Genomic DNA, 25,454 nt, shown 5'->3' on the forward strand with positions numbered 1-25,454 from the left:
GCACAGATGTCTACACAGCCCGAGTGGTTTGAACGCCCACTACCAGGCCGACGCCTTGGCCCGCGTGTTCGGCGAGTTACGAGGCGCTGCTGGCTGAGGGGTCATCGCCCGGCCAACTCGTGGAAGAAATCTTCGAATCGCCGCGTCATCGCGTCCCGGCTGAACTCGGATTCGACCTTTCGCCGGGCCGCCGCTCCGAACGCCGCCGCCATCAGCGGCCGCTCCAGGTAGCGGCCCACCGCCTCGGCCAGGGCCGTGGGGTCATTCGGCGGCACGATCTGGCCGCTCCGGCCGTCGTCGATCAGCGTCGGGTTCGCGCCCACGGCGGTGGCCACGACCGCCCGGCCGGCGGCCATGTACTCCAGCAGAGCGTTCGACATCCCCTCCGAGTGGGACGGCAACACCGCGATCTCGACCGTCCGCAGGAAGGCCGCCGCGTCGGGGATCGAACCGCGGAACACGAACCGGCTGCCGAGGCCGAGCTCGGCGTGAAGCCGCTCCAGTTCCTCGCGCTGCTCGCCGTCGCCGGCCACCTCGAACACCAGGCACGAGTGCCGCTCCAGCAGCAGCTTCGCGGCGTGCATCAGGCCGGCGATGTTCTTCACCGGCCGAAGGTTCGCCACACAGCCGACGCGGACGCGTTTCTTGGTCGTGTCGGGCAGCAGGAACCGGTTGAACCGCTGGGTGTCGACGCCGTTCTCCAGCACGACCACGCGGTCGGGCGTGTAGCCGTCGCCGGCGACGATGGCGTCGCGGCCGGCGGCGGTGTTCGTGAGGAAGCGGCTGACGAACGGCCGGATGACGCGCCCGGCGACGCGGTCCTTACGAGTGAGGGCGTAGCCGAGATTGTTCCGCACCCGCACGACGGCTTTCACACCCGCCGCGCGGGCGACCGGCACACCGAAGTACGACGAGTCCTGGAAGTACGTCTGCACAACGTCCGGTTGCGTGTCGCGCCAGTACGCCCGGAGCCGGGAAGCGGCTTGAACGCCGCCGCGGCTCAGCAACTTCCGCACGCCGAGCCGCACGACGGGGCAGTCGGCCGGCTCGAGCGCCCGGGACAGATCATCTTCGCCGTCGAGCAACACGAGCGACGGCCGGACGCGGCTCCGGTCGAGGTGGTTGATGAGGGCGACGAGTTGGCTCTCGGTGCCGGCGCGGGTGAGGCGGTCGATGACGAACGACACCCGGACCGGCGCGGCGGCCGGCGGGGCGACGGGATCGGCAAGGCGCGGCGCGAGGAGTGCGGACATCCGTGTCCCTCCGGTCAGTCAAACGGCAACGGGCGACGGGCGGAGCCGGGCGAACAGGTCGAGATACGCGGCCGCCTGGGCGTCGAACGTGAACAGCCGCTGCATCCGTGCGCGACCGGCGTTCCCCAGGCGTGCCCGCAGCGCGCCATCCTTCAGCGACTGAACCAACCGGTCGGCCAGTTCGTCAGGCCGACCGGGTTGTACGAGGTAGCCCGTCTCGCCGTCGGCGATCACTTCGGGCGTGCCGCCGACCGCCGTCGCGACGACAGGGACGCCGGCCGCGCTCGCTTCGAGCGCGACGTTCGGCAGCCCCTCGGTGAACGACGGCAGCGTCACCACGTCCGCGGCGGCGAGGAGCGAATCCAGGTCGTCGCGGAAGCCGGGCAGCACGACTCGACCGGTGAGCCCGCGAGCGCGAACCTGTTGCTCCAACTCCGCCCGCAGAACGCCCTCGCCGAAGATCACCACGCCCGCCACGGGGTCCGCCTTCAGGACCGCCGTCGCGGCGTCAATCAGGACACCGAACCCCTTCTCGGGGCTGAGCCGACCCGCCGCGACGACGACCCGCGACACCCGGCTGTCACGCGGGAAGAAATCGAGTAGCCGCCCGCGGGCCGGTTCGGTCGTGGCGAAGGCGCCGAGGCGGGCCGAGTTGCGGACGACGCTGACGCGGCCGGCCGGCACGCCGCACCAGTTCCGCACCCGCGCGGCCTGCCCCTCCGACACCGCGACGACGTGATCCATCAGCCGCAGGTGCCGTCGGTCGAGCCACTCGTAGGCGCGGACGCGTCGGTCCTGCCACGTCCACCCGCGCGACACGGCGACGGCCGGCACCCCGACCCGCCGCGCGGCGACGCGGCCGAGCAGATTCGCCTTATAGCCGTGGCACAACAAGATCTCACATCCCAACTCGCGGATCGTGGCCGTGAGTTCGGCGGTGACGCGGATCAACCGCGGGAAGTCGGCCCGCAGTGCGACCGCTTCGCGCCCCCGGTCGCGGACCACGTCGAGGAACGCGGCACACCGGCCGCCCTCCGGGAAGCTGACGAACGCGGTGCGGACGGAGTCCGGGAGGGCGTCAGCGAGCCCGAGCATCTGCCGCTCGGGGCCGCCGTAGAACGTGCTCGCGGTCAGGTGGACGACGGTCATTCCCGGTCGCGTCCGTGCGGCAGGGGCGATTGAAACGAATGGGGAGTGTAGGGCCCGCAGCGGGGGCGTGTCCAGTGGGATCGGTTTGACGGTGGGTGACGCGAGCTTTGGCAGAGTGTTCGGCCGCGGTGCGGACCGCGGCCGAGTGGTCGGTGCGAACAATCACCCCTTCGCCACCTGCACCCACTGGTGGGACTTGGCCGAGTCGAGGATCGCGTCCAGTACGGCCTGCGTCTCCAGGGCGTCGCGGAAGGTCGGGCCGGCGGGCGTGCCGGTCTCCAGCCCCGTGATGAAGTCCGCGACCTGGTGCGTGAAGCTGCAGTCGTAGCCGACCGCGAGGCCCGGCACCCACCACTTGTCCATGTACGGGTGCTCGCCGCCGTTGTCGGTCACGTGGATCGACTTCCAGCCGCGAATCTTGCCCTCGTCCTTGTAGTCGAACATCTGGAGGCGGTGCAGGTCGTGCAGGTCCCAGGCCAGGCTCGCCTTCTCGCCGTTGATCTCGAACGTGTACTGCGCCTTGTGTCCACGGGCGTAGCGGGTGCTCTCGAAGTTCGCCAGCGACCCGTTGCTGAACTTGCCCATGAAGATGCAGGCGTCGTCGATACCGACCGGCTCCACCTTGCCGGTCAGGTTGTGCTTCCGCTCCTTCACGAACGTCTCGGTAAGCGCCGAGATGCTCTCCACCGAGCCGTTCAGCCACACGGCCGTGTCGATGCAGTGGGCGAGCAGGTCGCCGCTGACGCCGCTGCCGGCCGCGGCCACATCCAGCCGCCACAGCCCCTGCCCACCCTGCGGCAGGTCGGCGTTGATCGTCCAGTCCTGGAGGAACTTGGCCCGGTAGTGAAAGATCTTCCCGAGCCGGCCTTCCTCGATCAACTTCTTGGCGAGCGTGACCGCCGGGATGCGGCGGTAGTTGTACCACACCATGTTGGGCACCTTGGCCCGCTCCACGGCGGCGACCATCTCGCGCCCCTCGGCCACGTTCATCGCCAGCGGCTTCTCGCACAGGATCATCTTCCCCGCCGCGGCGGCGGTGATCGCAATCTCCTTGTGGAGGTTGTTCGGGGTGCAGATGTCGATCGCGTCGATGTCGGGGCGGGCGATGAGCTTCTTCCAGTCGGTCTCGACCGACTCGTAGCCCCACTGGTCGGCGAACTCCTTGGCCTTGGCCGCGTCCCGGGCGCACGCGGCCTTGAGGACCACGCGGTAGTCCGACGGGAAGAACTGGCCGACCTGCTTGTACGCGTTCGAGTGGGCGCGGCCCATGAACCCGTACCCGATCATCCCGACCCGGAGTTCCTTGCTCGGCATGGGAGAGCGACCTCGGCGTGGAAGGAGTGTGATGGGGAGGATACCGCCCCCGCTCACGGCCGGCCAGCTTCCTTCGCCGGCGGCGTGAAGTGGTCGTAAACGGCCTTCGCCACGTTCGCCAGTAGCACCTGTGCGGCGTTGTCCACGGCCCACCGCTGGTCGGCGTTCTCGTTCGTCAGGACGCACAGCGCCACCGGGCCGGAGGGGAGCGTCATGATGCCGGCCTGGGTGCGGGCGTTGCTGACCGCGCCGGTCTTGTGGGCCAGAAGCACGCCGGGCGGGAGGTAGCGCTTGAACATCGCAGTGTCGTCGCAGGCCCGGAGGTGGGCGATCATCGCCTTGCACGCCTCCTCGGAGACGAGCTTGTTCTCCTGAAGCATTTCCAGCAGCTTCACCATCTCGCGGGCGGTGGTGCTGCCGAGGCCGTACTTCTTGGTCCGCTCCGGGTCCACGCTCGTGGTGCTGCCGCGGAACACCTGGGCGTTGATCCGCGTCTCCGTCAGCCCGAGCTTCGCCATCCGCTCGTTCACGGGGCGGATGCCGGTCTGCTCCAGGACGAGGTTCGTGGCGGTGTTGTCGGAGACGGCGATCATCAGCCGCACGGCGTCCCGCAGCGGAAACGTCGCGCCGTCGGAGAAGTGCGACGTGAGGACGCCGCTGCCCGGGACGCGGTGCTCCTTCTTCAGGGTGAGCGTCGTGCCGAAGTCGATCTTCTTGTCGGCCGCCTGGTAGAACGCTTCGACCATCACCGGGAACTTGATCAGGCTCGCCGTCGGCATCGGCTCGTCGGCCTGGTGGTAGAACTCGGCGCCGGTCTTGAGGTGCTTCACGGCCACGGCGACGCGACCGCGGTGGGCCTTGAGCAACGGGGCGAGCGTGTCGGCCAGCTCGGCGGCCGTGGCCGGCCGGGCGAGGGACGCGAGCAGAACGAGTGCGGCGACGGTACGCATGTGTCACCTCCGGGGTGCGGTGCGGGTGTTGTAGCCGGGGGTGAACCGGCCCGGCTCGGTCCGTAGAAAATCGTCATGAGCGACGAGTTGATCGTGTCCGTGTCGGGCATCCGAGGCGTGGTCGGTCGCGGGCTCACCGCCGAGGCCGCGGCCCGGTTCGCCGCCGCCTACGGCGGCACCGTCGGGCCGAAGCCCGTTCTCGTCAGCCGCGACGGCCGGCCGAGCGGCGACATGCTGCGGCACGCCGTCATCGCGGGGCTGCTCGGGGCCGGCTGCACCGTCGAAGACATCGGCATCACGCCGACGCCGACGTGCGGGTTCGCGGTGCGGGCGCTCGGGGCCGCGGGCGCGATCCAGATCACGGCGAGCCACAACCCGGCGCCGTGGAACGGCCTCAAGATGTTCGGCGCCGACGGCGCCGTGCTCCCCGCCGACCGCGGGGCCGAGGTCCGCGGCCGCTACGAATCCGGCGACTTCCCGCGCGCCGCGTGGGACGGCATCGGTTGCACCCGCGTCCCGCCCGACGTGCTCGGAGACCACCGGCAGGCCGTCCTCGACCTCGTCAGCGTGGCGAGCGTGGCGGCGCACCGCTTCCGGGTCTTCCTCGACGCCAACGGCGGCGCCGGCGGCCCGCTCGGCGTCCAGCTCCTCGCCGACCTGGGGTGCGAGGTCGTGCAGCACGGCTGCGAGCCGACCGGCCACTTCACCCACGAGCCCGAGCCGACGCCGGCCCACCTCACGGACGTGGCCCCGTGGGTGAAGCAGTCCGGCTCCGCCGTCGGCTTCGTCCTCGACCCCGACGCCGACCGCCTGGCACTGATCGACGAGCACGGCGTCTGCGTGAGCGAGGAGGCGACGCTGGCGCTGGCCGTGCAGTACCGCCTGAACCAGGAGGCCGGGCCGGTCGTCCTCAACCTCAGCACGTCGCGGATGGCCGAGGACGTCGCCCGCGCCGCGGGGTGTACTTGCGTGCGGGCCGCGGTCGGCGAGGCGAACGTGGTCGGCCGGATGCGGGCGGAAGGGGCCGTGATCGGCGGCGAGGGGAACGGCGGCGTCATCGACCCGCGCGTCGGCTGGGTGCGCGACCCGTTCGTCGGCATGGCGTTCATTCTGAGCCTGATGGCCGAGACGGGGCGGCCGTTCTCCGAGCTGGTGGCCGGGCTGCCGCGGTACGCCATGCTCAAGACGAAGTTCGAGGTGCCGCGCTCGAAGCTTGCCGCCGCCTACGACGCGCTCGAGCGCCGCTGGCCCGACGCCCGCGTGAACCGCGACGACGGCCTGCGCCTCGACGGCAGCGACTGGTGGCTGCACGTCCGCGGCAGTAACACGGAGCCGGTCGTGCGCGTGATCGCCGAGGCGCCGACCGACGCGGACGTGAGGCGACTGTGTGACGAGGCGGGGGCGGTGGTCACCGGCTGAGGGCTCGTGATGACCGACGACTTCGACGGGGAATTGAAGCGCGCCGCCGACGCCCTCCGGGCCGCGTCGCGGGTGTGCGTGCTGACCGGAGCCGGCGTGTCGGCCGAGAGCGGCGTGCCGACGTTCCGCGCCTCCGACGGACTGTGGGAGGGCCACCGCATCGAGGACGTGGCCAGCCCGATGGGGTTCGAGCGCGACCCGCGGCTGGTGTGGAACTTCTACAACGCACGCCGCGCGAACGTCCGCACGGTCCGGCCCAACCCCGGGCACCACGCCCTCGTCCGGCTCGAAGACCGCTACGGCACCCGCTTCACGCTCGTGACGCAGAACGTGGACGGCCTCCACCGCGTCGCCGGCACAAAGTCGCTGCTCGAAATCCACGGCAGCCTCTACCGCACGCGCTGTACCTACTGCGGCGAGGTGCTCGACCGCGGGCTTGACGCCCTGCCCGCGATCCCGCACTGCCACTGCGGTGCGATGCTCCGGCCGGACATCGTGTGGTTCAACGAGAACCTCCCCCCGGACGTGTGGGACGCCGCTCAGATCGCGGCGTCCGAGTGCGACGTGATGCTCGTCGTCGGCACCTCCGCTGTCGTACACCCGGCCGCGTCGCTGATCCCGATCGCGAAGCGGACCAACGACGCCACCGTCGTCGAGGTCAACATGACCCGCACCGAGGCCAGCCACTACGCCGACGTCGGCCTGTACGGCCCGGCCGGCGAGGTGCTCCCGAAGCTCGTGGCCGAACTGGAACGAACCGCATGACCGCGACGCGACTGGACGGCAAGGCGCTGGGGCAGACGATGCGGGCCGAGGTCGCCGCGGAGGTGGCGGCCCGGGTCGCGGCGGGGAAGTCGCGGCCGGGGCTCGCGGCGGTCATCGTCGGCGACAACCCGGCGAGTCACGTCTACGTCCGCAACAAGCACAAGGCCTGTACCGACGCCGGTCTCGCCACCTGGGTTCACACGCTACCCGCGACCACCACCCAGGCCGAACTCCTGGCCCTCGTCGCCCGGCTGAACGCCGACCCGGCCGTTCACGGCATCCTCGTGCAGTTGCCGCTGCCGAAGCAGATCGACGAGGACGCCGTCCTCCGTGCCGTCACGCCGGCGAAGGACGTGGACTGCTTCCACCCCGAGAACGTCGGCCTCCTCGCGGTCGGCCACCCGCGTTACTACCCGTGCACGCCGCACGGCGTCTTCCACCTCCTCGCCCGCAACGGCTTCGACCCCGCGGGGAAGGAAGTCGTGATCGTCGGCCGCAGCAACATCGTGGGCAAGCCGCTGGCGCTGATGCTCGCCCAGAAGCGCACGGCCGCGAACCCGGCCGGCGGCGACGCGACCGTCACGATCGCGCACACCCGCACTGCCGACCTGACCGCTGTTTGTCGGCGGGCCGACATACTCGTCGCCGCCGCCGGCGTGCCGCGCGTCGTCACGCCCGAAATGGTCCGCCCCGGGGCCGTCGTCGTGGACGTGGGGACGAATTCCATGGACGGCAAGCTCGTCGGTGACGTTCACGAGGGCGTCGCGGCCGTGGCGGCGGCCCTCTCTCCCGTCCCCGGCGGCGTCGGCCCGATGACCATCACCATGCTACTCGTGAACACGCTCGCCGCGGCCGAACACATCGACGGGTGAGTGGTACAATTCCCGGTATGCGGGTCGCAATCGTCAACGATCTGGCGCTGGCTCGGGACGTGCTCCGGCGGGTCGTCCGGTCCGTACCGGGGTACGTCGTCGCGTGGGAGGCGGTGGACGGCGACGACGCCGTGACGAAGGCCGTAGCCGACCGGCCCGACGTGATATTGATGGACCTGGTGATGCCGCGGCTCGACGGGGCCGAGGCCACGCGGCAGATCATGCGGCAGGCCCCCTGCCCCGTTCTGCTCGTCACCGCGACCGTCGGCGGCAACATCGCGCTGGTCTACCGGGCGATGAGCGCCGGGGCGCTGGACGCGGTCGAAACGCCGACGCTCGGCCCCGGCGGCGTGCCGCACAACGCCGAGCCGCTGGTCGCCCGCCTCACGAAACTCGACGCCGCCCTCCGCGGGCAGACGGGCTCCGGTTTCGTCCCCGTTCCGGCGACGAAGCCCCCGTCGATCGACGTGCCGCGGATCGTCGGCGTCGGCGTGTCGACCGGGGGGCCGGACGCGCTCGCGGCGGTACTCGCGGCGTTGCCGGTCGGCTTCCCCGCGGCCGTGGTCGTCGTTCAGCACATCGCCGCCGAGTACGCCCCGGGTCTGGCCGAGGCACTCCGGCCGCGCTGCCGGTTGCCGGTCCGCGTGGTCGCCTCCGGTGAAGTGCCGCACCCCGGGACGGTCTACCTGGCCGCGACCGACGACCACCTCGAACTCGCGTCCGATCTGCGGCTGCGGTACACGCCGGCGCCGCACTCGGCGCCGTACCGGCCGTCGGTGGACGTGTTGTTCGCCAGCCTCGCCGCCCGCGCGCCGCGGCCGGGAGTCGGCGTGCTCCTCACCGGCATGGGCACCGACGGCGCCGACGGGTTGCTGAGGTTGCGGCAAATCGGGTGGCATACTATCGCCCAGGACGAGGCGACGTGCGTCGTGTACGGGATGCCGAAGGCCGCGGTCGAGCGCCGCGCGGCGACCGAGGTGCTGCCGCTGGGCCTGATCGGGGCCGCCGTCGTGAACCAGGTGCGGAGCCGGACCAGGTCTTGACCCGCCCGCGCCGGTTGCCCTTGCTCCCCACTTCGCCCGCGGGTTAGACTCTACCCACACCCGCCACGCGCCGCCGGAAAGGATTCCGCCCGTGACGCGCCCCGCGCCCCCGGACGCCCGCACCGCCGCCTTCCTCGAAGCCGTCGACGACGCCGTCGGTCGCGGCCGCCGTGGACTACTCGCCCGCCAGAAGCCGGACGGACACTGGGTCGGCGAGCTGGAAGGCGACACGATCCTCGAATCCGAGTTCATCCTCCTCCTGGCCTTCCTGGGCAAGGCCGACGACCCGCGCGTCCGCCCCGCGGCCAACTACCTTCTTCAGAAGCAGCTGCCGAGCGGCGGCTGGCCGAACTACCCCGGCGGCCCCGCCGAGGTCAGCGTGTCGGTGAAGGCGTACCTGGCGCTGAAGATCGCCGGGCACGCCGCCGACGAGCCGCGGATGCGCCGCGCCGCCGCCGAGATTCGCAGCATCGGCGGGGCCGAGGCGACGAACTCGTTCACGCGCTTCTACCTCGCCCTGCTCGGCCAGCTGCCGTACGCCGCGTGCGCGAGCGTGCCGGCCGAGATCATCCTGTTCCCGCGCTGGTTCTACTTCCACGTCTACGCCATGTCGGCGTGGAGCCGCACCATCTTCGTGCCGCTCAGCATCGTGGACGCCTACAAGCCCGTGACGCAGCTGCCGGGGTCGCAGGGCTGCCGCGAACTGTTCCTGAACCCGCCCGAGACGCCGCGCTGGCCGGCGACGCCGACGACGCAGTGGTTCTCGTGGACGAACTTCTTCCTCGGCGTGGACTGGTGCTTCAAGGCCGCCGAGAAGTTGCGGCTGACGCCGCTGCGTGGGTGGGGCGTCCGCGAGGCGCGGGCCTGGATGCGCGAGCGGATGGCGGAGAGCGACGGGCTCGGGGCGATCTTCCCGCCGATCGTGTACCACGCCATCGTGCTGAAGTGCCTCGGCGTGCCCGACACCGACCCCGAAGCCCGCTGGGTGATGAAGCAGCTCGACGACCTGTGCATCCCCGAGGGCGACACGCTGCGGCTGCAGCCATGCCTGTCGCCGGTGTGGGACACCGCGTTGTCACTCATCGGCATGGCGGACGCCGGCGCGGCCGCGGCCGCCGACTGCGACGCGGCCGTGCGCTGGCTCCTCGACAAGGAAGTGCGGCGCGAGGGCGACTGGGCGAAGACCGTGCGCGGCGTCGAGCCCGGGGGCTGGTTTTTCGAGTACCGCAACGCCTTCTACCCCGACACCGACGACACCTCGATGGTGCTCATCGCCCTGGCGCGCACCGGCCACGCGACGCGCGTCGCGGCCGCGCCGGCGGTCCGCCGGGCGCTCGACTGGCTGCTCGCGATGCAGAACTCGGACGGCGGCTGGGCCGCGTTCGACCGCGACATCGACAAGCAGGTGCTTGAAAAGGTGCCGTTCGCCGACCACAACGCGATGCTCGACCCGAGCTGCCCCGACATTACGGCCCGCGTCCTCGAATCGCTCAGCCACTACGGCTACCGCGTCGGTCAGCCGCCGGTCGATCGAGCCGTGCGGTTCATCCTCGCACGGCAGGAAGACAACGGCAGCTGGTTCGGCCGGTGGGGCGTGAACTACGTCTACGGCACCTGGCAGGTGCTCGTCGGCCTCGCCGCGGTCGGCTTCGACATGACGCAGCCGGTGGTCCGCCGGGCGGTCCGCTGGCTCAAGGACGTGCAGAACGAGGACGGCGGCTGGGGCGAGAGCTGCCGCAGCTACGACGACCCGACGCAGGCCGGCGTGGGCCCCTCGACCGCGTCACAGACCGCGTGGGCGCTGCTCGGGCTGATGGCCGCGGGTGAGACCGACACGGCCGAGGTGCGGGCCGGCGTCGAGTACCTGATCGGCACCCAGGCCGCGGACGGCGGGTGGGCCGAGGAGCCGTTCACCGGCACCGGCTTCCCGCGGGTTTTCTACCTGAAGTACCACCTGTACCCGGTGTACTTCCCGCTGATGGCGTTGGGCCGCTTCGCGGCAGGCTACGGGCGTCGGGAGTCGGGACTTCGGGCAGACCAGGCCCACCCGGCTCCGCGCCCCCGGATGCAGGCCGCGGCGGTTCGGTCCCGGAATACCGAATCCTGAATCCCGAATCCCGAATCCTGCCGGCGCCGCCGGCCCGGAGAAGGACATGCGCTTCCCGCTCAGCCTGACCACCGACATGGCCGGGTACATGATCAAGAAGAAGATCAAGCGCGAGCGGCGGTTCCCGCTCGTGCTGATGCTGGAGCCGCTCCACGCCTGCAACCTCACTTGCACCGGGTGCGGCCGCATCCGCGAGTACGAGAGCACCATCAAGGAGAAGCTCACCGTCGAGGAGTGCCTCGACTCGGTGGACGCGGCCGGCGCCCCGATCGTGAGCATCTGCGGCGGCGAGCCGCTGATCTACCCGCAGATCGGCGAGTTGGTCCGCGGCGTGCTCAAGAAGCGGAAGCACATCTACCTCTGCACGAACGGGATGTTCATCAAGAAGAAGCTCCACCAGTTCAAGCCGACGAGCCGGTTCTTCTTCAACGTCCACCTCGACGGCCTGGAGAAGACGCACGACAAGGCCGTCGAGCGGGACGGCGTGTTCAAGGAGGCGGTCGAGGGGATCAAGGCGGCGAAGGCGGCCGGGTTCATGGTGTGCACGAACACGACGGTGTTCCAGGACACCGACATGGCCGAGGTCGACGCCCTGTACGCCTACCTCTCGCAGCTCGGCGTCGACGGCTTCATGCTGTCGCCGGCCTACGGGTACGCGGCCGTGTGCAGCACGAACCCGGACGCGGCCGAGATCTTCCTGACCCGCGACCAGATCAAGCAGAAGTTCAACGAGGCGGCCGGGCTGTTCAAGAAGTACGCCATGAACACGTCGCCGGTGTACCTGGAATTCTTGCAGGGGAAGCGCGACCTGACGTGCGCCGCGTGGGCCAGCCCGACCCGGAACGTGAAGGGCTGGAAGGGGCCGTGCTACCTCATCACCGACGAGCACCACCCGTCGTTCGGCGACCTGATGGAGAACACCGACTGGTCGAGCTACGGGTACGGCAAGGACCCGCGGTGCGAGCACTGCATGATGCACAGCGGGTACGAGGTCGCGGCCGCGCTCGGCGTGAACAGCCGGCTCGGCGACAGCCTGAAGATGCTCCGCTGGCAGCTGACGTGACCGGCGTGCTGTTCGCGCTGGAGCGCGAGGCGGCCCCGTTCCGGCGGCTGGTCCGCGGGCGGCAGGACGTGGCCGTTCGCGTGTCGGGCGTCGGTCGCGCCGCGGCGCAGGTTACGGCGCTGAGGCTGGTCGACGAGGTGCGGCCCGACCGCGTCATCGCCGCCGGCTTCTGCGGGGCGCTCGACCCAGGATTGAAGGTCGGTGACATCGTGGTGTCACCGCGAATCGTGACGGTCGATCGAATCGTCGGACCGCCGGGCGAGAAGGCTGCCCTACGAGCCTCGGCCGGGGCGGACGCGGTGGACATGGAATCGGCGGCGGTCGAGGAAGCGTGCCGCGAGCGCGGCGTGAGTTTTTTCGCGGTACGGGCGGTGTCAGACACCGCCGACGCCGAGTTGTCACCCGAGTTGGTACGGTTGCTGAGCGGGGGCACGGTCTCGGTGCCCCGTGTGCTGTTGGCCCTGGTCCGACGGCCCGCCTTGCTCCCCGAATTCTTGCGGCTCGGGCGCGACACCGCGACCGCGGCCGGCACACTCGCCCGGGCGCTGGTCGCCAAGCTGGATCAGGAAGCGGGCGCGTCCGACACGATCACCAGTTCCCGCTCGCGGACGTAGGCTTCACCCGAGCCCAGCTCCGCCGGCGTGGCGCGGTCGTGGTACTCGGGCGGTTCCGCCTCCTCGCCGCTCCAGCAGGCGTACACCTCGACCTCGCGCTGGTGTTGCAGCGCGACCGCCAGGTAGTCGCCGAACGCCCGGCGGCACGCCGCGGTCGCGGCGTCCACCTCCGCGTCCGGGTCGTCCGTGCCGTACGGGCCGTAGTGGAACCCGCACCCGCAGCCGTCCTGCGACCCGGCGAAGTACACGTACGGCTTCGTGAACCGCTGACGGACCGGGTCAGCCGGGTCCGACTGCTCGACGACGTGGAACGCAGGCCGGGACTGGTCCCACGGCCAGGTCGGCAGTGGGTAGTCGGAGCCAACGTAGACGACCATACACATCGGCTTCCCTCCGGTGGTTCGGAGCGGACACGCGGGCCGCGAGGTAGGTTCAGACCACGACGACGTTGACCAGCTTCCGCGGCACCACCTTCACCAGCTTCACGGTCTTGCCGGCGATCGCGGCCTGAACCGCGGCGTCGCCGCGGGCCGCGGCTTCCAGGTCGGCGTCCGACACCTCGGCGGGCACCTTGAGCCGGGCCTTCAGCTTGCCGTTCACCTGCACCGGCACCTCGATCTCGTCCGCCTTCGTCAGCGCCGGGTCGAACGCCGGCCACGGCTCGTAGGCCAGCGTCGGGCCGCGGCCGAGCGCCCGCCACAGCTCCTCGGCCGCGTGCGGGGCGTAGGGGGCGAGCAGCAGCACGAACGGCTCCAGCACCGCCCGCGGCCGCGCTTCCAGCTTGTTGACGTGGTTGACGAACTCCATCATCGCCGCGATCGCCGTGTTGAAGCGAAGACCGTCGGTGTCCTCGGTGACCTTCTGGATGGTACGGTGGAGCACCCGCAGCGTGTCCTTGTCCGGCTCAACTTCCTTCACCGCCGCGTGCAGCTTCAGCTCCTCGGCGGTGTCGTCCACGATCAACCGCCACGCCCGCGTCAGGAAGCGGTACACGCCCTCGATCGACTTCGTGTTCCAGGGCTTTACCGCCTCCAGCGGCCCCATGAACATCTCGTACAGCCGCAGGCTGTCGGCCCCGTACTCCTGCACCACGTCGTCGGGGTTGATGACGTTCCCGCGGGCCTTCGACATCTTCTCGCCGTTTTCGCCGAGGATCATGCCCTGGTTCACGAGCCGCTGGAACGGCTCGGCGCACGGCACGTAGCCGCGGTCGAACAGCACCTTGTGCCAGAACCGGCTGTACAGCAGGTGGAGCACCGCGTGCTCGGCCCCGCCGACGTACAGGTCCACCGGCAGCCAGTACTTCAGCTTCTCCGGGTCGGCCAGCACCTCGGTGTTCTGCGGGTCGATGTAGCGGAGGAAGTACCAGCACGAGCCGGCCCACTGCGGCATCGTGTTCGTCTCGCGCCGGTAGGCCACGCCGTCGCGCGTGACGTTCACCCAGTCCGTCGCCTTCGACAGCGGCCCCTCGGGCGTGCCGGTCGGCTTGAAGTCGGCGAGGTCGGGCGGGATCAGCGGCAGCTCGGTCGTCGGAAGCGGCACCAGCTCGCCGTGCGGGCCGTGCAGCACCGGGAACGGCTCGCCCCAGTAGCGCTGCCGGCTGAACAGCCAGTCGCGCAGCTTGTAGTTCACGCGCCGGCTGCCGAGCCCGCGCTCCTCCAGCCAGGCGGTGATCTTGGACTTCGCGGCCGCGGTGTCGAGCCCGTCCAGCGGGCCGGAGTTCACCGCCACGCCGTCGTCGGTGTATGCCTCGGTCAGGCGAGCCATCGTGCTCCCGGTTCGCTTCAGCCACTCGGCGGTCGGCGTCACCACGGTCACGACCGGCAGGTCGAACAGCTGCGCGAACTCGAAGTCGCGCTCGTCGTGGCCGGGGACGGCCATGATGGCCCCGGTGCCGTAGCCGGACAGCACGTAGTCGGCGATCCAGATCGGGACGCGCTCGCCGTTCACCGGGTTTACGGCGTAGGCGCCGGTGAACACGCCGGTCTTCGTCTTGGCCAGCTCGGTGCGCTCGAAGTCGCTCTTGCGGGCGGCGGCGTCCTGGTACGCCTTCACGGCGGCGGCCTGTTCGGGGGTCGTGATCCGCGGCACCAGCGCGTGCTCGGGCGACAGCACCATGTACGTGGCGCCGAACAGCGTGTCGGGCCGCGTGGTGAACACGGTGATCGGTTCGGAAACGGCGGGCTCACGCCCGCCGCTCGCCAGTGCGAAGTGAACCTCCGCCCCCTCGCTCTTGCCGATCCAGTTCCGCTGCATCTGCTTGATCGACTCCGACCAGTCGAGGCCGGCCAGGTCGTCGATCAGGCGCTCGGCGTAGGCGGTGATCCGCATCAGCCACTGGCGCAGCGGCCGACGCTCGACCGGGTGGCCGCCGCGCTCGCTCTTGCCGTCGATCACCTCCTCGTTCGCCAGCACGGTGCCGAGCGCCGGGCACCAGTTCACCGGCACCTCGGCCTGGTACGCCAGCCGGCGGTCGTCGCGATACTGGCGAACGGCGGCGTCGCCGCGCGCGGCGACATCGGGGGGAATGGGTAGCTCCGCGATCGGGCGGCCCTTCCCCGCCGCGGCGTCGTACCAGGTGTCGTACAGGACCAGGAAGATCCACTGGGTCCAGCGGAAGTACGTGGGGTCGGTGGTGTCGACCTCGCGGTCCCAGTCGTAGGAGAAGCCGAGCGACTGAATCTGCCGGCGGAACGTGGCGATGTTCTGCTGGGTCGTGATGCGCGGGTGGACGTTCTTCTCGACCGCGTACTGCTCGGCCGGCAGGCCGTAGGCGTCCCAGCCCATCGGGTGGAGGACGTGGAAGCCGCGCATCCGCTTGAAGCGGGCGAGGATGTCGGTGGCCGTGTACCCTTCCGGGTGGCCGACGTGGAGGCCGGCGCCGCTCGGGTACGGGAACATATCCAGGACGTAGAACTTGGGCCGGCCGGCGGCGGCCGGGTCGCCGGGGTCGGGCGTGCGAAAGGTCTTGTTCGCCAGCCAGTACTGCTGCCACCGGCGCTCGACGTCGGCGGGGTTGTAGCTCGGCATCAGCCTCGGCCTCGGTGGGGGTGCGGAATCTGGCTTACGGCAGAGGAATAACGTGTCAACGCCCCGCGAAGTGATGTCCGACGCTTGAGCCGGGTTCACGGTCGGCGCCGGGCGGGAGACGAAAACGACGGCGGCCGGCGACCCGATGGGTCGCCGGCCGCCGTCGTTTTCGGCCGAGATTACGAATCGCCGACGGCCTTGCCAGCACCGCCGCCACCCTGCTTCGGACCGGCCCCCGGGGCCGGGGCGACCGCGCCGCCGCCCTTCAGGTCGAAGTTGTGGGTGTTCGAGCCGGAGGTAATTTCGACTGAGAGCTTGGAGCCGGTGTTGTACTCGCCGGGGATGTACTGCACCTTCTCCTCGTCCTCGGTGCCGGGGTCGCTCTCGTTCTTGACCTTCTTGCCGGTCCCCTTCAGCCAGGTGATCTGAACGGTGTACTTACCCGGCACGAGCTTCTTGTTCGTCGGAATCTTGTAGGCGCCGCCGACGATCTGGCCGGTCGCGACCGCCTCCTTCCCGCCCTCCGTGAGGAACGCGATTCCGCCGCCGTCCACGTTCTGGCCGTCGATCTTCACGGTGCCCGAGATGTTGGGCCCGCCGCAGCCGACGACGAACACGAGAGACAGTGCCGCCGAGCCGAGCGCGATTCGGAGTCGCCGCGGGAACATGGGAGGGGGTTCTCTCAGGGGGTGAACGGAAACGACCCGGGCGGACGACGGCCGTCGTCCGCCCGGGTGATACGCGGGTGATGGTCAGTCGATCGAGACCGGCCGCCGGTCGTTCGGGTGCTGGAGCTTCTGGAGCGTGAAGTTCGTGTTCAGCGCCGGGAAGCCGACGTGGCTGTCGGTTGTGTCCGCGTCGATCGAGTCGGTCAGGAAGACCACGTGACCGTCGGCCATTGCGAACAGAACGCCACCCGTGTGACCGCTGCTGTAGGCCAGTCGCTCGTTGTTGCCCGTGTTGAACGGGGGGTTCGTGATCGGGACCGGGCGGGGGTTGATCCCGTACCCGGGCCGACCCTCGAAGCTGGCCGAGGTGGTAGTCGAGCGGACGTACATCGCCCCGACGTTGAAGATGCCGTCGCGCTCGCCGAGCAGGATCGTGTTGCTCGAGCCGTCGCGGATGGTGTCGACACTGAGGGCGTCCGGCACGTTGCTCCCGTTCGTCCGACCCGGCCCGAGTACCTCACGGTTGCAGACGTAGTTGTTGGTCGCGAAGTCCACGGCCCAGCTCGGGGCGGTATTCAGGTCCGGCAGGACGTCCGACGGGCAGCGGTACAGCGTGAGGCGGGTCGAGCAGAGCGTCACCAGGGCGGCGGTGTTCGGCCCCGAGTTGAACTGCGCGGGGAGCGGAACGGTGTCCAGGACGTTGGCCGGGGGAACGGCCAGCTGGGAGTAGAGGTTACCCTGCTCGATGTACGGCATGATCAGCGTGGCCCAGGTCCAGCCCGGGCTCGGCGCCACCGCACCGCTGGTCGAAGTCAGGTGCCCGGCTGGCAGCTTCTTCTGGCTGTCCTGGAACAGGTGCATGCCGAGGGCCAGCTGCTTCAAGTTGTTCAGGCACTTGGCCCGGTTGGCCGACTCGCGAACCTTCTGCACCGCCGGCAGGAGCAGGCCGATCAGAATGGCAATGATGGCGATAACGACCAGCAGCTCGATCAGGGTGAACCCCCGCCGGCGCCGAATCGGAGGAGGCATGAACGAGAGCTTCAGCACGACCTTCTCCAGGAAGAGTTGGGGGCGAACGTAGACCGGTACGGAGTACAATGACGGGCTCTAAGAGCCTATGTTACGAGCAAACCGGAGCGAACGCCAGCGAAAAGACGGGGGTCGGGGTCAATTTTTGCCGCCCCGCAGTGCCCGGAGCCCCGTCGGCGCCGGCGGTACAGTTACGACGCCGCCGCGCCCGAATGGTTTCACGAACTCGCGGCGCGGGCCGTGTCGGCGTCCAGGTAGCGCGCCCCGACCACCCACAAGATGCCGCCCGCGAGGATCATCACCGACGTGGCCAGGAACGCCGTCGTCAGCCCCCAGGCGTCGGCGGCCAGGCCGATCAGCGGCGGCGAGATCACGTCGCCGAGGATGTGGATGACGAAGATGTTGATGGCGAACGCGGTCCCGCGGATGTCGGCGCGGGTGACGTTCGCCAGGATCGTGTTGGCCGGGCCGGTGTTGACGAACAGGCCGAACACGGCCACGAACAGCGGCAGCCACGCCCACGGGAACGGCACGTACAGCATCGCCACGAACAGCGGGAACGACAGCACCGTCCCCCACCCGGCGACCTGGAAGTACGCCCCGCGCACGCCCTTCGCCCGGAGGTTGTCGCCGAGCCAGCCGCCGAGCAGCGTCGCCCCCAACCCGGACAGCACGACGATGGCGCCGAACCGGGTGCTCACGCCGCCGACCGTCGCCGAGTCGGCCGTCGGGGCCGCCTCGTAGACCCGCTCGCCGTACTGCCGCAGCCGGTCCGGCCCCAGGAGCTCCAGCAGCAGCGCCTTGAAGGCGGGGAAGTCGTACTCCTTCTCGCCGGCCACGCTGCGGAGCCGGGTCGTCACCTCGTCCGGCACCACCCGCGACTCGTCGCTGGCCTTCAGCTCCTCCAGCTTGGTCACCGCCGCGGGCGTCAGGGCGAAGCGGGCCTCGCGCTGGAAGATGTACGTCGGCGCCCACGCCGCCACGCCGCCGAGCATGAACGTGGTACACGTCATGCCGGCGCAGCAGAGGACGAACGACTTCACGCCGGTGAGCTCGCGGAGGACCGCGAGATACCCCGGCGACCTGGCCTTCGGTGCGTCCGCAGCCGGCGCGAGGTGCACGCGCGGGTCGCGCATCAGGAAGCACAGGCCGCCCAGGATCAACCCGGGTATCACGACGACCTGGAACGCCATCCGCCAGCCGAACGCGCCCGCCACCAGCCCGCCGACCACGAACCCGAGCGCACTCCCGACCGGAATCGCCAGGTAGAACCACGACATGACCTTGCCGCGGTCGGCCACGGGGTACATGTCCGAGAGCATCGACGGGGCCACCGGCCCGTAAGCCGCCTCGCCGACGCCGACCAGGCAGCGCGTCAGCACCATGATCCCGTAGGCGCCGGCGAGCCCCGACCCGCCGCTCGCCAGGCTCCACACGATCACCGCGATGCCGACCAGCGGCCACCGCGAGCCGCGGTCGCCGAACCACCCGAACACCGGCGAAAACATCGTGTACGTGACCAGGAACACGCTGGTGAGGATGCCGAGTTTGAAGTTCAGGTCGGGGTCGGTGGGGTCGAACAGGGCGGCGTCCAGTTGCAGCATCGGCAGCACGGCCGAGAGCACCTGCCGGTCGATGTAGTTGAACAGGTTGATGGCCAGCAGCAGCAGCAGGGCGGCCCGCGCCCCCGGCACCGGCTCCCGCGGCCCGGTCCCGCCCGTCGGCACGCCCGGCATGACCCTACCCCTGTTCGGAAGCGGACAGTTGATCGGCGGGGCTACGCTACCGTATAATCGGCCCCACGTCGATAACGACCCCGTACCGGCACGCGCGGAAAAAATCCGGCGCCCGCGGAATACCCGCGGGCCGGCCGCGAATACCCGGTCAGTCCACCCCCCCACTGGAGCCCGGCCATGTCGATCGACGACATCAAGAAGCGGTTCACGAACGAGATCAAGCTGCGGGCGTACGACGACAAGTACATCGACAAGAGCGAGGAGCGCGAGATCCTCCAGATCGCCATCCAGCTCGGCGTCAACATCGACAGCGCCCGCGGCGCGCTGGCGTCGGTGTGCGAGGACAGCAACTACATCCTGGAGAGCTCGATCCTCCGCGAGGTCAAGGATCAGGTCGAGACCGCCGCCGGGAACGACGGCAAGGTCGACCAGAAGGAGTTCGAGCTGATCTTCCAGAACACCAAGCGGAAGATGCAGGGGAAGAAGAACGACCGCGAGATCAAGAAGATGATCATCACCGTCATGGAAGAGTCGGGCAACAACAAGGTGAAGACCGGCTGGTTCAGCGACTGGTACACCGCCCTGAAGCGCGACCTGGGGATGGCCTGAGTTGCGACTTAGGGGCCGTGGGACACAGGGACGGCGGGACAAGATCTCGAATCTTGTCCCGCCGTCCCTGTGTCCCACGGCCCCTAAGTCCCTCAGCCGGGTTGCCGTCCGCGGCCGAGTTCCTATCAAGTCACTTTCCCAGTTCCGGCCCCCTGGTTGGTGACATGGTCGCAACGAAGAATCTCGGCAAGAGCAAGCAGGGCCGCTGCCGGTTCTGCACGAAAGAAGGCTGCCCCCGCCCGACGTTCGTCGACTACAAGGACGTGGGGAACCTCAAGAAGCTGATCACCAGCCACGGCAAGCTGTACAGCCGCAAGCGGAGCGGGCTCTGTGCCCCGTACCAGCGGGCTGTGTCGGTGGCGGTGAAGCGCGCCCGGTTCATGGGCCTGCTCCCGTACGTCGGCGAGTGAGTCGCCCGTGAGCGCCGCGAAGCCCGGGGACGACCCCCCGGGCTTTCGCCACTTTCGGAGGTTCATGGAGTGAGCCTGTGAGTGCGCACGTCGACGCCGCCTTCACCGAGGCCGTCCGCCTCCACCAGGCCGGCGACCTCGCCGCCGCCGAGCCCGGCTACCGGCGCGTCCTCGACATGAACCCGGCCCACCCGGGGGCGCTCGTCAACCTCGGCGTGCTCGCGGCGAAGCGCGGCGACCTGGTGACGGCCACGCAGCTGTACCAGGACGCCATCGCCGTCAACCCCGGCCAGCTCGACGCCCACTTCAACCTCGGCAACCTCCTCCGCAAGCTCGGCAAGCCGCACGACGCCGCCGCCGCGTACCAGCACGCCGTCCGCATCGACCCCAACCACCCGCGGGCGTTCCTGAACCTCGGCCTCGCCGTGTCCGACGCCGGCGACTGGCCCACGGCCGTGGACTGCTTCCGGCGTGCCGTGGCGATCGACCCCGGCCTCGCCGACGCCTACAACCTGCTCGGCGACGCCCTGTACCGTCTCGGCCGGCCGGCGGAGGCCGTCGGCGTGTTCCGCGAGTACGTCGCCCGCTGCCCCGACGACCCGCGCGGCCACCACAACCTCGGCCTCGCGCTCGCCGGGAGCGGTACCTACGAGGACGCCGTCCCGGAGCTGGAGCTCGCCGTCAGGCTGCGGCCCGACTACGCCGACGCCTGCAACTCGCTGGGCGTCGCGCTCGAGGCCCTGGGCCGCGCCGACGAGGCGCAGGAGCAGTACCGCCGGGCCATCGAGCTGCGCGAGACTTTCGCCGACGCCTGGAGCAACCTCGGCACCAGCCTCACCGAACAGGGCCGCGTTCCGGAAGCCCTCGACGCGCTGAACAAGGCGCTGTCCCTCCGCGCCGACGCCCGCACCGACAGCAACCGACTCCTCGCCCTCTGCTACAGCTCGGGCCACGACGCGAACGACCTGTTCCACGCCCACGCCGACTGGACCGGCCGGTACGCCGACGCGCTGCTCGGCCCGCCGCCGCGGGTAGTGGACGCGTCGCCCGAGCGGCGGCTGAAGGTCGGCTACGTCTCGGCCGACTTCCGCCAGCACACCGTCGCCGCGTTCATCGAGACGCTGTTCACGCACCACGACCGCAACCGCGTCCACGTCACCGGCTACGCGAACGTCACGCGCGCCGACGACACCACGGACCGCCTCCGCCGCCTCGCCGACGGCTGGCGGCCGATCACGCACCTCCCCGACGCCCAGGTCGCCGACCTGATCGCGGCCGACGAGATCGACGTCCTCGTGGACCTCAGCGGCCACACCGCCGGGAACCGCCTCCTGGTCTTCGCCCGCAAGCCGGCGCCGGTTCAGATCACTCTCTTCGGTTACCCCGCGACCACGGGCCTCAAGGCGATCGACTACAAGGTGTCGGACCCGGTCGCCGACCCGCCGAGCGAGTCCGGCGAACAGTACGCCGAGCGCGTGCTGCGGCTGCCGGAGGTGGCCTGGGCGTATCGCCCGCCGGCGAACGCCCCGGAGCCGAACGCCCTGCCGGGGCTGTCCGGCCGGTCGTTCACGTTCGGCTGCCTGAACAACCCGGCGAAACTGTCGGAGGCCTGCGTTGCGGCGTGGTCGCGCGTCCTGAAGGCGGTGCCGAAGTCGCGGCTGGTGTTGCTCGCCGGCCGCTCCTCGGCGGCGGCCCGCGGCATCGCCGACCGCTTCACCCTGCACGGCATCGTGTCCGACCGGCTGGAGATCGTGTACCGGCTGCCCGCGGCCGAGTACCTGGAGGCGTACCAGCCCATCGACCTGGCCCTCGACCCCTTCCCGTACAACGGCGGCGTCACGACGTGCGACGCCCTGTGGATGGGCGTGCCGGTGCTCACCGTGGCCGGCACCGACTACCGGAGTCGGCAGGGGGCGAGCATCCTGACGAACCTGGGCCTGCCCGAGTTCGTGGCCGACTCGTCGGACAAGCTGGTGGAACTGGCCGCGAGCTGGGCCGACCAGCGGGCCGCCCTCGCGGACCTGCGCGGCTCGCTGCGCGAGATGATGACGGCCAGCCCGCTGACCGACGCGCCGCGGTACGTGCGGCACCTGGAGGCGGCGTACCGAGAGGCCTGGGCGAACACGATCGGCGCAGGCGAGCGGCCCGCGTGAGCGGGCTGGTCCGCGGCGGAACGAGGCGCCGCGGACCAGCCCGCTCACGCGGGCCGCTCGACATTTCGGTGACCTTCACCCCGCCCGCTGCTGCCGCTCTTCCTCGTACTTGTGCAGCTTGTTGTACAGCGTCTTGAGGCTGATCCCCAACTCGGCGGCGGTCGCCTGCTTGTTCGAGTTGTTCTTCGCGTACACCTGCAGGATGTACTCCATCTCGATGTCCGCGAGCGTCTTGCCGCTGCTGCTCGGCACGTGAGCCGGGTGCGGGTGGTACCCCGTGCTCACGGCCGTGGGGAACGGCACCGCGGCCGGCGCCTCGTAGGCCGCCGGGCGCGCCGGCGTTCGCGGCGTGCGGTTCGCCAGCGGCAGGTGCGTCGGCGTGATCGGCTGCCCGCCGGACATGATCCAGGCGTACTCCATCGCGTTCGCCAGCTCGCGGACGTTCCCCTGCCAGTAGTCGTCCATCAGCACGCCGAGCACGTCGTGGCCGAGCAGGTGGGCCACCGCCTCGACGGGCCGCTTGGCCGCCCGCGCCAGCAGGTGCCGGGCGAGGTCGGGGATGTCCGGCTTGCGGTCGCGCAGCGGCGGCAGGTGGATGTGGAACATGTTCAGCCGGAACAGCAAGTCCTCGCGGAACGTGCCCTCGGCCACCATCTGCCGCAGGTCGCGGTTCGTGGCCGAGATCACCCGCACGTCGGCGATGATCGGCTCGTTCGACCCCACCGGCCGGATCTCGCCCGCCTCCAGGAAGCGGAGCAGCTTCACCTGGATGTTCTTGTCCAGCTCGCCGAGTTCGTCGAGGAACAGCGTGCCGCCGTTGGCGACCTCGAACAGCCCCTTGCGGTCCTTCTCCGCGCCGCTGAACGAGCCGCGCTTGTGGCCGAACAGCTCGCTCTCGGCCAGCGTCTGCGTCAGCGCGCCGCAGTTCACCGGCACGAACGGCATGTCCGCCCGCTGGCTCTGCGTGTAGATCGCCCGCGCCACCACTTCCTTGCCGGTGCCCGTCTCGCCGGTGATGAGGACGCGCCCCTCGGTCGGCCCGATCCGCTCGACGAACTGCCGCACCGGCAGCATCGCCGGGCTGGTGCCGATGAGGCCGCCCGGCCCCTCGGCGGCCTGCACCCGCGTCTCGAGCGCGGCCGCCTTGTGCTTCAGCTTCCGCTTCTCCTGGATGCGGAGGAGCAGCGCCTCGATGTCGGCCAGCTTGCACGGCTTGGTCAGGTAGTCGAACGCCCCGAGCCGCAGCGCCTCGACGGCGGTTTCGGTGCTGCCGTAGCCGGTCATGATGACGGCTTCGGTGTCCGGCGACGCCTGCTTGAGCGCGGCCAGGACGGTGAGCCCGGCCTTGTCGTGCTCCATCCGCATGTCGAGGATGGCGGCGTCGAACGTGGCCTTCTTGATGACCTCGAGCGCCGTCTTGCTGTCCGGGCAGACGGTGACCTCGTGGCCGAGCCGTGGCAGCTCGGTCTTCATGAACTCCCGCAGGTGCTGCTCGTCGTCGACGAACAGCAGCCGGAGCCGGTGGTGTGCGGGAGTCGGGATCGCCACAAGCCATCTCCTGATTCGCCGTCCGCCCCCGTAGACCAGGGGCACGCTGTCACGTCAAGGTGTGTTCGGTCACGCGGCGCGCTTGCCCGGGAACGGCAGGATCGCCGCCGGGTCGCTCTCGCCCGGCACCCCGGGCGCGGTCACGTCGCCCGCGTCCGCCAGGGGGATGCGCACGGTGAACGTGCTCCCCTTCCCCGGCCCCGCGCTCGTCGCCTGGATCTGGCCGCCGTGCTGGTCCACGATCTGGTGGCTGATGAACAACCCCAGGCCGGTCCCCTTCCCGGTCCGGCTGCGGGTGTAGAACGGCTCGAAGATGTTCTGCAACGTCTCCTCCGTCATGCCGCAGCCGGTGTCGGCGAACGACAGCACCGCGGCCCCGTCGGCGGTGCCGAGGTGGATGGCGAGCGCGCCCGTTTCGTCCATGCTGTCGAGGGCGTTGACCACGAGGTTGAGGATGACGCTCTTGAGGTCCTGGGCGTTGACCGGCGCGACGACGTAGCCCTGCGGGTCGAACGTGATCGCCTTGCCGCGGCAGTTCGGCAGGTGCCGCGCGACTTCGAGCACGCCGCGGACGAGGCCGGCGATGTCGGTCGCCTCGCGCTTCCGCTCGCCGGTGCGGCTGAAGTCCAACAGCTTCTGCGTGATCTCTTTGCAGCGGAGGGCTTCCTGCTGGATCATCTTCAGGTAGCGCGTCAGCACCTCGGCGTCGGCCGGCGGGGCGTGGGCGACGGCGTCGGCGAGGCGGCGCTCGAGCGCCTCCGAGCAGAACAGGATGCTGGCCAGCGGGTTGTTGATCTCGTGGGCGACGCCGGCGGCGAGGAACCCGACCGACACCATCCGCTCGCTGCGGACCAGCTGCCGGCTGCGGTCGTTCACCTGCTGCACGAGGTCGCGGTGGACGGCCCCCAGCCGGGCGGTCATGGCGTTGAACTCGGTCGCCAGTTCCTGCAACTCGTCGCGGGTGGTCAGCACGATCGGGTGGGTGAAGTCCTGGGCGTGGACCCGCTGCACCCCGGCCTGCAGCTCGCGGATCGGGGTGTAGAACCACTCGCGGAAGTAGACCATCAGCGCGGCGACGATGATGAGCATCTGGAGCGTCGAGAAGCCGACCACCCACAGGCTGCGGCGGATGGTGCTGTTCGACTCGCGGATCGACCGGCCGATGTCGCCGACGATGGCGTGGCGGATGTTCTGCCCGAGCAGGTTCGCCTCGTCGTAGGCCTCGCGGACGTCCGGGTCCTCGCGCACCGACTTCAGCACCTCATCCCCGGCCCGGGTGCCCGACACTCTTTTCAGCGCGGCGGTGAGCTTGCCCAGCGCCGCGTCGAAGCGGTCGAGCAGGGTGGTCTCGTCCTCACCGCCCTCGGGGTCGAGCCCGAGCGACTGCGTGAGCTTGAGTTCGGTGCGGTACACGCCCGACAGGATGGTCGCACGCTCCACCTGGCCGGACAGCTCGCGGTGCTCGGTGGCCGGGTCGCTGAACTGGGCCGGCTGGAGGCCGGTGAGGTGGACGAGGACGACGCTGATGTTCTCGAGCTCGCACAGCTTCCGCTCGGTGACGCGGACGGTGCGGAGGTACGCAGTGAGGCCGTAGAGGGTGCCCCCGAGCAGCAGCCCGACGCTCCCCACGACCAGGGCGAGGCCGAGCATCAGCTTGTGCCGCAACCGCCGGGGACGCGCCACGGGGTGAGCCTCCATGCCGCCGCGGCAGTACCGCGGGCG

21 protein-coding genes are annotated in these 25,454 nt (G+C 70.2%); 10 read left to right on the plus strand and 11 right to left on the minus strand.

The features are described 5' to 3' along the window. Positions 1-101: 101 nt before the first annotated feature. The 4 genes from ETAA1_RS15335 to ETAA1_RS15350 all read right to left on the minus strand — a co-directional run bounded on the left by ETAA1_RS15335 (position 102) and on the right by ETAA1_RS15350 (position 4,666). Entirely contained in the window at positions 102-1,253 is a 1,152-nt protein-coding gene (locus ETAA1_RS15335) for a glycosyltransferase (RefSeq protein WP_145239898.1), read from the minus strand. An 18-nt stretch (positions 1,254-1,271) separates the two neighbouring features. Beyond that, complete coding sequence (locus tag ETAA1_RS15340) at positions 1,272-2,402, minus strand: glycosyltransferase (RefSeq protein WP_145239900.1); 1,131 nt, start codon at positions 2,400-2,402, stop codon at positions 1,272-1,274. Positions 2,403-2,564: 162 nt separating this feature from the next. After that, positions 2,565-3,716 (minus strand): Gfo/Idh/MocA family protein, encoded by a 1,152-nt coding sequence (locus ETAA1_RS15345; protein ID WP_145239902.1) that lies wholly within the window; start codon positions 3,714-3,716, stop codon positions 2,565-2,567. A 53-nt stretch (positions 3,717-3,769) separates the two neighbouring features. Next, positions 3,770-4,666: a serine hydrolase gene (locus tag ETAA1_RS15350; protein WP_145239904.1), complete on the minus strand. Its 897-nt coding sequence runs from the start codon at positions 4,664-4,666 to the stop codon at positions 3,770-3,772. A 75-nt stretch (positions 4,667-4,741) separates the two neighbouring features. Here ETAA1_RS15350 and glmM point away from each other — a divergent pair, with 75 nt between their 5' ends. The 7 genes from glmM to ETAA1_RS15385 all read left to right on the plus strand — a co-directional run bounded on the left by glmM (position 4,742) and on the right by ETAA1_RS15385 (position 12,549). Next, positions 4,742-6,085 carry a phosphoglucosamine mutase gene (gene glmM, locus ETAA1_RS15355; protein ID WP_238389451.1) on the plus strand — a complete coding sequence of 448 codons (1,344 nt, stop codon included), beginning with the start codon at positions 4,742-4,744 and terminating at the stop codon, positions 6,083-6,085. A 9-nt stretch (positions 6,086-6,094) separates the two neighbouring features. Further along, the gene (locus tag ETAA1_RS15360; protein WP_145239908.1) at positions 6,095-6,850 is read left to right on the plus strand and encodes an SIR2 family NAD-dependent protein deacylase; all 756 of its coding nucleotides are present in this window, start codon (positions 6,095-6,097) and stop codon (positions 6,848-6,850) included. After that, complete coding sequence (locus tag ETAA1_RS15365) at positions 6,847-7,722, plus strand: bifunctional 5,10-methylenetetrahydrofolate dehydrogenase/5,10-methenyltetrahydrofolate cyclohydrolase (RefSeq protein WP_145239910.1); 876 nt, start codon at positions 6,847-6,849, stop codon at positions 7,720-7,722. The genes ETAA1_RS15360 and ETAA1_RS15365 overlap by 4 nt, the downstream gene beginning before the upstream one ends. A 17-nt stretch (positions 7,723-7,739) precedes the next feature. Continuing rightward, positions 7,740-8,765 carry a chemotaxis-specific protein-glutamate methyltransferase CheB gene (gene cheB / locus ETAA1_RS15370; RefSeq protein ID WP_145239912.1) on the plus strand — a complete coding sequence of 342 codons (1,026 nt, stop codon included), beginning with the start codon at positions 7,740-7,742 and terminating at the stop codon, positions 8,763-8,765. A gap of 91 nt (positions 8,766-8,856) precedes the next feature. Continuing rightward, positions 8,857-10,872 (plus strand): squalene--hopene cyclase, encoded by a 2,016-nt coding sequence (shc, locus tag ETAA1_RS15375; RefSeq protein ID WP_202920916.1) that lies wholly within the window; start codon positions 8,857-8,859, stop codon positions 10,870-10,872. Between the two features lie 46 nt (positions 10,873-10,918). Then, complete coding sequence (gene hpnH, locus ETAA1_RS15380) at positions 10,919-11,935, plus strand: adenosyl-hopene transferase HpnH (protein ID WP_145239916.1); 1,017 nt, start codon at positions 10,919-10,921, stop codon at positions 11,933-11,935. Between the two features lie 5 nt (positions 11,936-11,940). Further along, on the plus strand, positions 11,941-12,549 hold the full coding sequence (locus ETAA1_RS15385; RefSeq protein WP_202920917.1) for a phosphorylase family protein: 609 nt from the start codon (positions 11,941-11,943) through the stop codon (positions 12,547-12,549). On the opposite strand, the gene ETAA1_RS15390 is transcribed toward ETAA1_RS15385, so the two are convergent. The 5 genes from ETAA1_RS15390 to ETAA1_RS15410 all read right to left on the minus strand — a co-directional run bounded on the left by ETAA1_RS15390 (position 12,498) and on the right by ETAA1_RS15410 (position 19,012). After that, a complete protein-coding gene (locus ETAA1_RS15390; RefSeq protein ID WP_145239921.1) occupies positions 12,498-12,926 on the minus strand; it encodes a hypothetical protein in 429 nt (142 codons plus the stop codon). The genes ETAA1_RS15385 and ETAA1_RS15390 overlap by 52 nt on opposite strands. Positions 12,927-12,981: 55 nt before the next feature. Next, positions 12,982-15,579 carry a leucine--tRNA ligase gene (gene leuS, locus ETAA1_RS15395; protein WP_145239923.1) on the minus strand — a complete coding sequence of 866 codons (2,598 nt, stop codon included), beginning with the start codon at positions 15,577-15,579 and terminating at the stop codon, positions 12,982-12,984. A gap of 179 nt (positions 15,580-15,758) precedes the next feature. After that, the gene (locus ETAA1_RS15400; RefSeq protein ID WP_145239925.1) at positions 15,759-16,247 is read right to left on the minus strand and encodes a hypothetical protein; all 489 of its coding nucleotides are present in this window, start codon (positions 16,245-16,247) and stop codon (positions 15,759-15,761) included. An 84-nt stretch (positions 16,248-16,331) separates the two neighbouring features. Beyond that, a complete protein-coding gene (locus tag ETAA1_RS15405) occupies positions 16,332-17,345 on the minus strand; it encodes a DUF1559 domain-containing protein (protein ID WP_261342020.1) in 1,014 nt (337 codons plus the stop codon). 149 nt (positions 17,346-17,494) lie between these two features. Continuing rightward, positions 17,495-19,012 (minus strand): spinster family MFS transporter, encoded by a 1,518-nt coding sequence (locus ETAA1_RS15410; protein WP_145239927.1) that lies wholly within the window; start codon positions 19,010-19,012, stop codon positions 17,495-17,497. A 177-nt stretch (positions 19,013-19,189) separates the two neighbouring features. Between ETAA1_RS15410 and ETAA1_RS15415 the strand changes: the two genes are divergently transcribed. From ETAA1_RS15415 to ETAA1_RS15425, 3 genes are all read left to right on the plus strand, one after another. After that, positions 19,190-19,621: a hypothetical protein gene (locus ETAA1_RS15415; protein ID WP_145239929.1), complete on the plus strand. Its 432-nt coding sequence runs from the start codon at positions 19,190-19,192 to the stop codon at positions 19,619-19,621. A gap of 164 nt (positions 19,622-19,785) precedes the next feature. Next, positions 19,786-20,031, plus strand: a complete 246-nt coding sequence (rpsR, locus tag ETAA1_RS15420; RefSeq protein ID WP_145239931.1) for a 30S ribosomal protein S18 — start codon at positions 19,786-19,788, stop codon at positions 20,029-20,031. Between the two features lie 77 nt (positions 20,032-20,108). Continuing rightward, complete coding sequence (locus ETAA1_RS15425; protein ID WP_145239933.1) at positions 20,109-22,184, plus strand: O-linked N-acetylglucosamine transferase, SPINDLY family protein; 2,076 nt, start codon at positions 20,109-20,111, stop codon at positions 22,182-22,184. A gap of 75 nt (positions 22,185-22,259) precedes the next feature. On the opposite strand, the gene ETAA1_RS15430 is transcribed toward ETAA1_RS15425, so the two are convergent. Together ETAA1_RS15430 and ETAA1_RS15435 are read right to left on the minus strand one after the other, a co-directional pair. After that, positions 22,260-23,726 carry a sigma-54-dependent transcriptional regulator gene (locus tag ETAA1_RS15430; protein ID WP_145244673.1) on the minus strand — a complete coding sequence of 489 codons (1,467 nt, stop codon included), beginning with the start codon at positions 23,724-23,726 and terminating at the stop codon, positions 22,260-22,262. Between the two features lie 75 nt (positions 23,727-23,801). Next, on the minus strand, positions 23,802-25,415 hold the full coding sequence (locus ETAA1_RS15435) for a sensor histidine kinase (RefSeq protein WP_202920918.1): 1,614 nt from the start codon (positions 25,413-25,415) through the stop codon (positions 23,802-23,804). Positions 25,416-25,454 lie beyond the last annotated feature (39 nt).

This window comes from Urbifossiella limnaea (assembly GCF_007747215.1).
GTDB lineage: Bacteria > Planctomycetota > Planctomycetia > Gemmatales > Gemmataceae > Urbifossiella > Urbifossiella limnaea.

Excerpts from the sequence above, each read along its gene's own strand:
- ETAA1_RS15350 (WP_145239904.1), bottom strand. The coding sequence starts at position 4,666 with ATGCGTACCGTCGCCGCACTCGTTCTGCTCGCGTCCCTCGCCCGGCCG.
- ETAA1_RS15400 (WP_145239925.1), bottom strand. The coding sequence starts at position 16,247 with ATGTTCCCGCGGCGACTCCGAATCGCGCTCGGCTCGGCGGCACTGTCT.
- ETAA1_RS15390 (WP_145239921.1), bottom strand. The coding sequence starts at position 12,926 with ATGGTCGTCTACGTTGGCTCCGACTACCCACTGCCGACCTGGCCGTGG.
- hpnH (WP_145239916.1), top strand. The coding sequence starts at position 10,919 with ATGCGCTTCCCGCTCAGCCTGACCACCGACATGGCCGGGTACATGATC.
- ETAA1_RS15415 (WP_145239929.1), top strand. The coding sequence starts at position 19,190 with ATGTCGATCGACGACATCAAGAAGCGGTTCACGAACGAGATCAAGCTG.
- ETAA1_RS15335 (WP_145239898.1), bottom strand. The coding sequence starts at position 1,253 with ATGTCCGCACTCCTCGCGCCGCGCCTTGCCGATCCCGTCGCCCCGCCG.
- ETAA1_RS15340 (WP_145239900.1), bottom strand. The coding sequence starts at position 2,402 with ATGACCGTCGTCCACCTGACCGCGAGCACGTTCTACGGCGGCCCCGAG.
- ETAA1_RS15365 (WP_145239910.1), top strand. The coding sequence starts at position 6,847 with ATGACCGCGACGCGACTGGACGGCAAGGCGCTGGGGCAGACGATGCGG.
- glmM (WP_238389451.1), top strand. The coding sequence starts at position 4,742 with ATGAGCGACGAGTTGATCGTGTCCGTGTCGGGCATCCGAGGCGTGGTC.
- rpsR (WP_145239931.1), top strand. The coding sequence starts at position 19,786 with ATGGTCGCAACGAAGAATCTCGGCAAGAGCAAGCAGGGCCGCTGCCGG.
- ETAA1_RS15345 (WP_145239902.1), bottom strand. The coding sequence starts at position 3,716 with ATGCCGAGCAAGGAACTCCGGGTCGGGATGATCGGGTACGGGTTCATG.
- leuS (WP_145239923.1), bottom strand. The coding sequence starts at position 15,579 with ATGCCGAGCTACAACCCCGCCGACGTCGAGCGCCGGTGGCAGCAGTAC.
- ETAA1_RS15410 (WP_145239927.1), bottom strand. The coding sequence starts at position 19,012 with ATGCCGGGCGTGCCGACGGGCGGGACCGGGCCGCGGGAGCCGGTGCCG.
- ETAA1_RS15360 (WP_145239908.1), top strand. The coding sequence starts at position 6,095 with ATGACCGACGACTTCGACGGGGAATTGAAGCGCGCCGCCGACGCCCTC.
- cheB (WP_145239912.1), top strand. The coding sequence starts at position 7,740 with ATGCGGGTCGCAATCGTCAACGATCTGGCGCTGGCTCGGGACGTGCTC.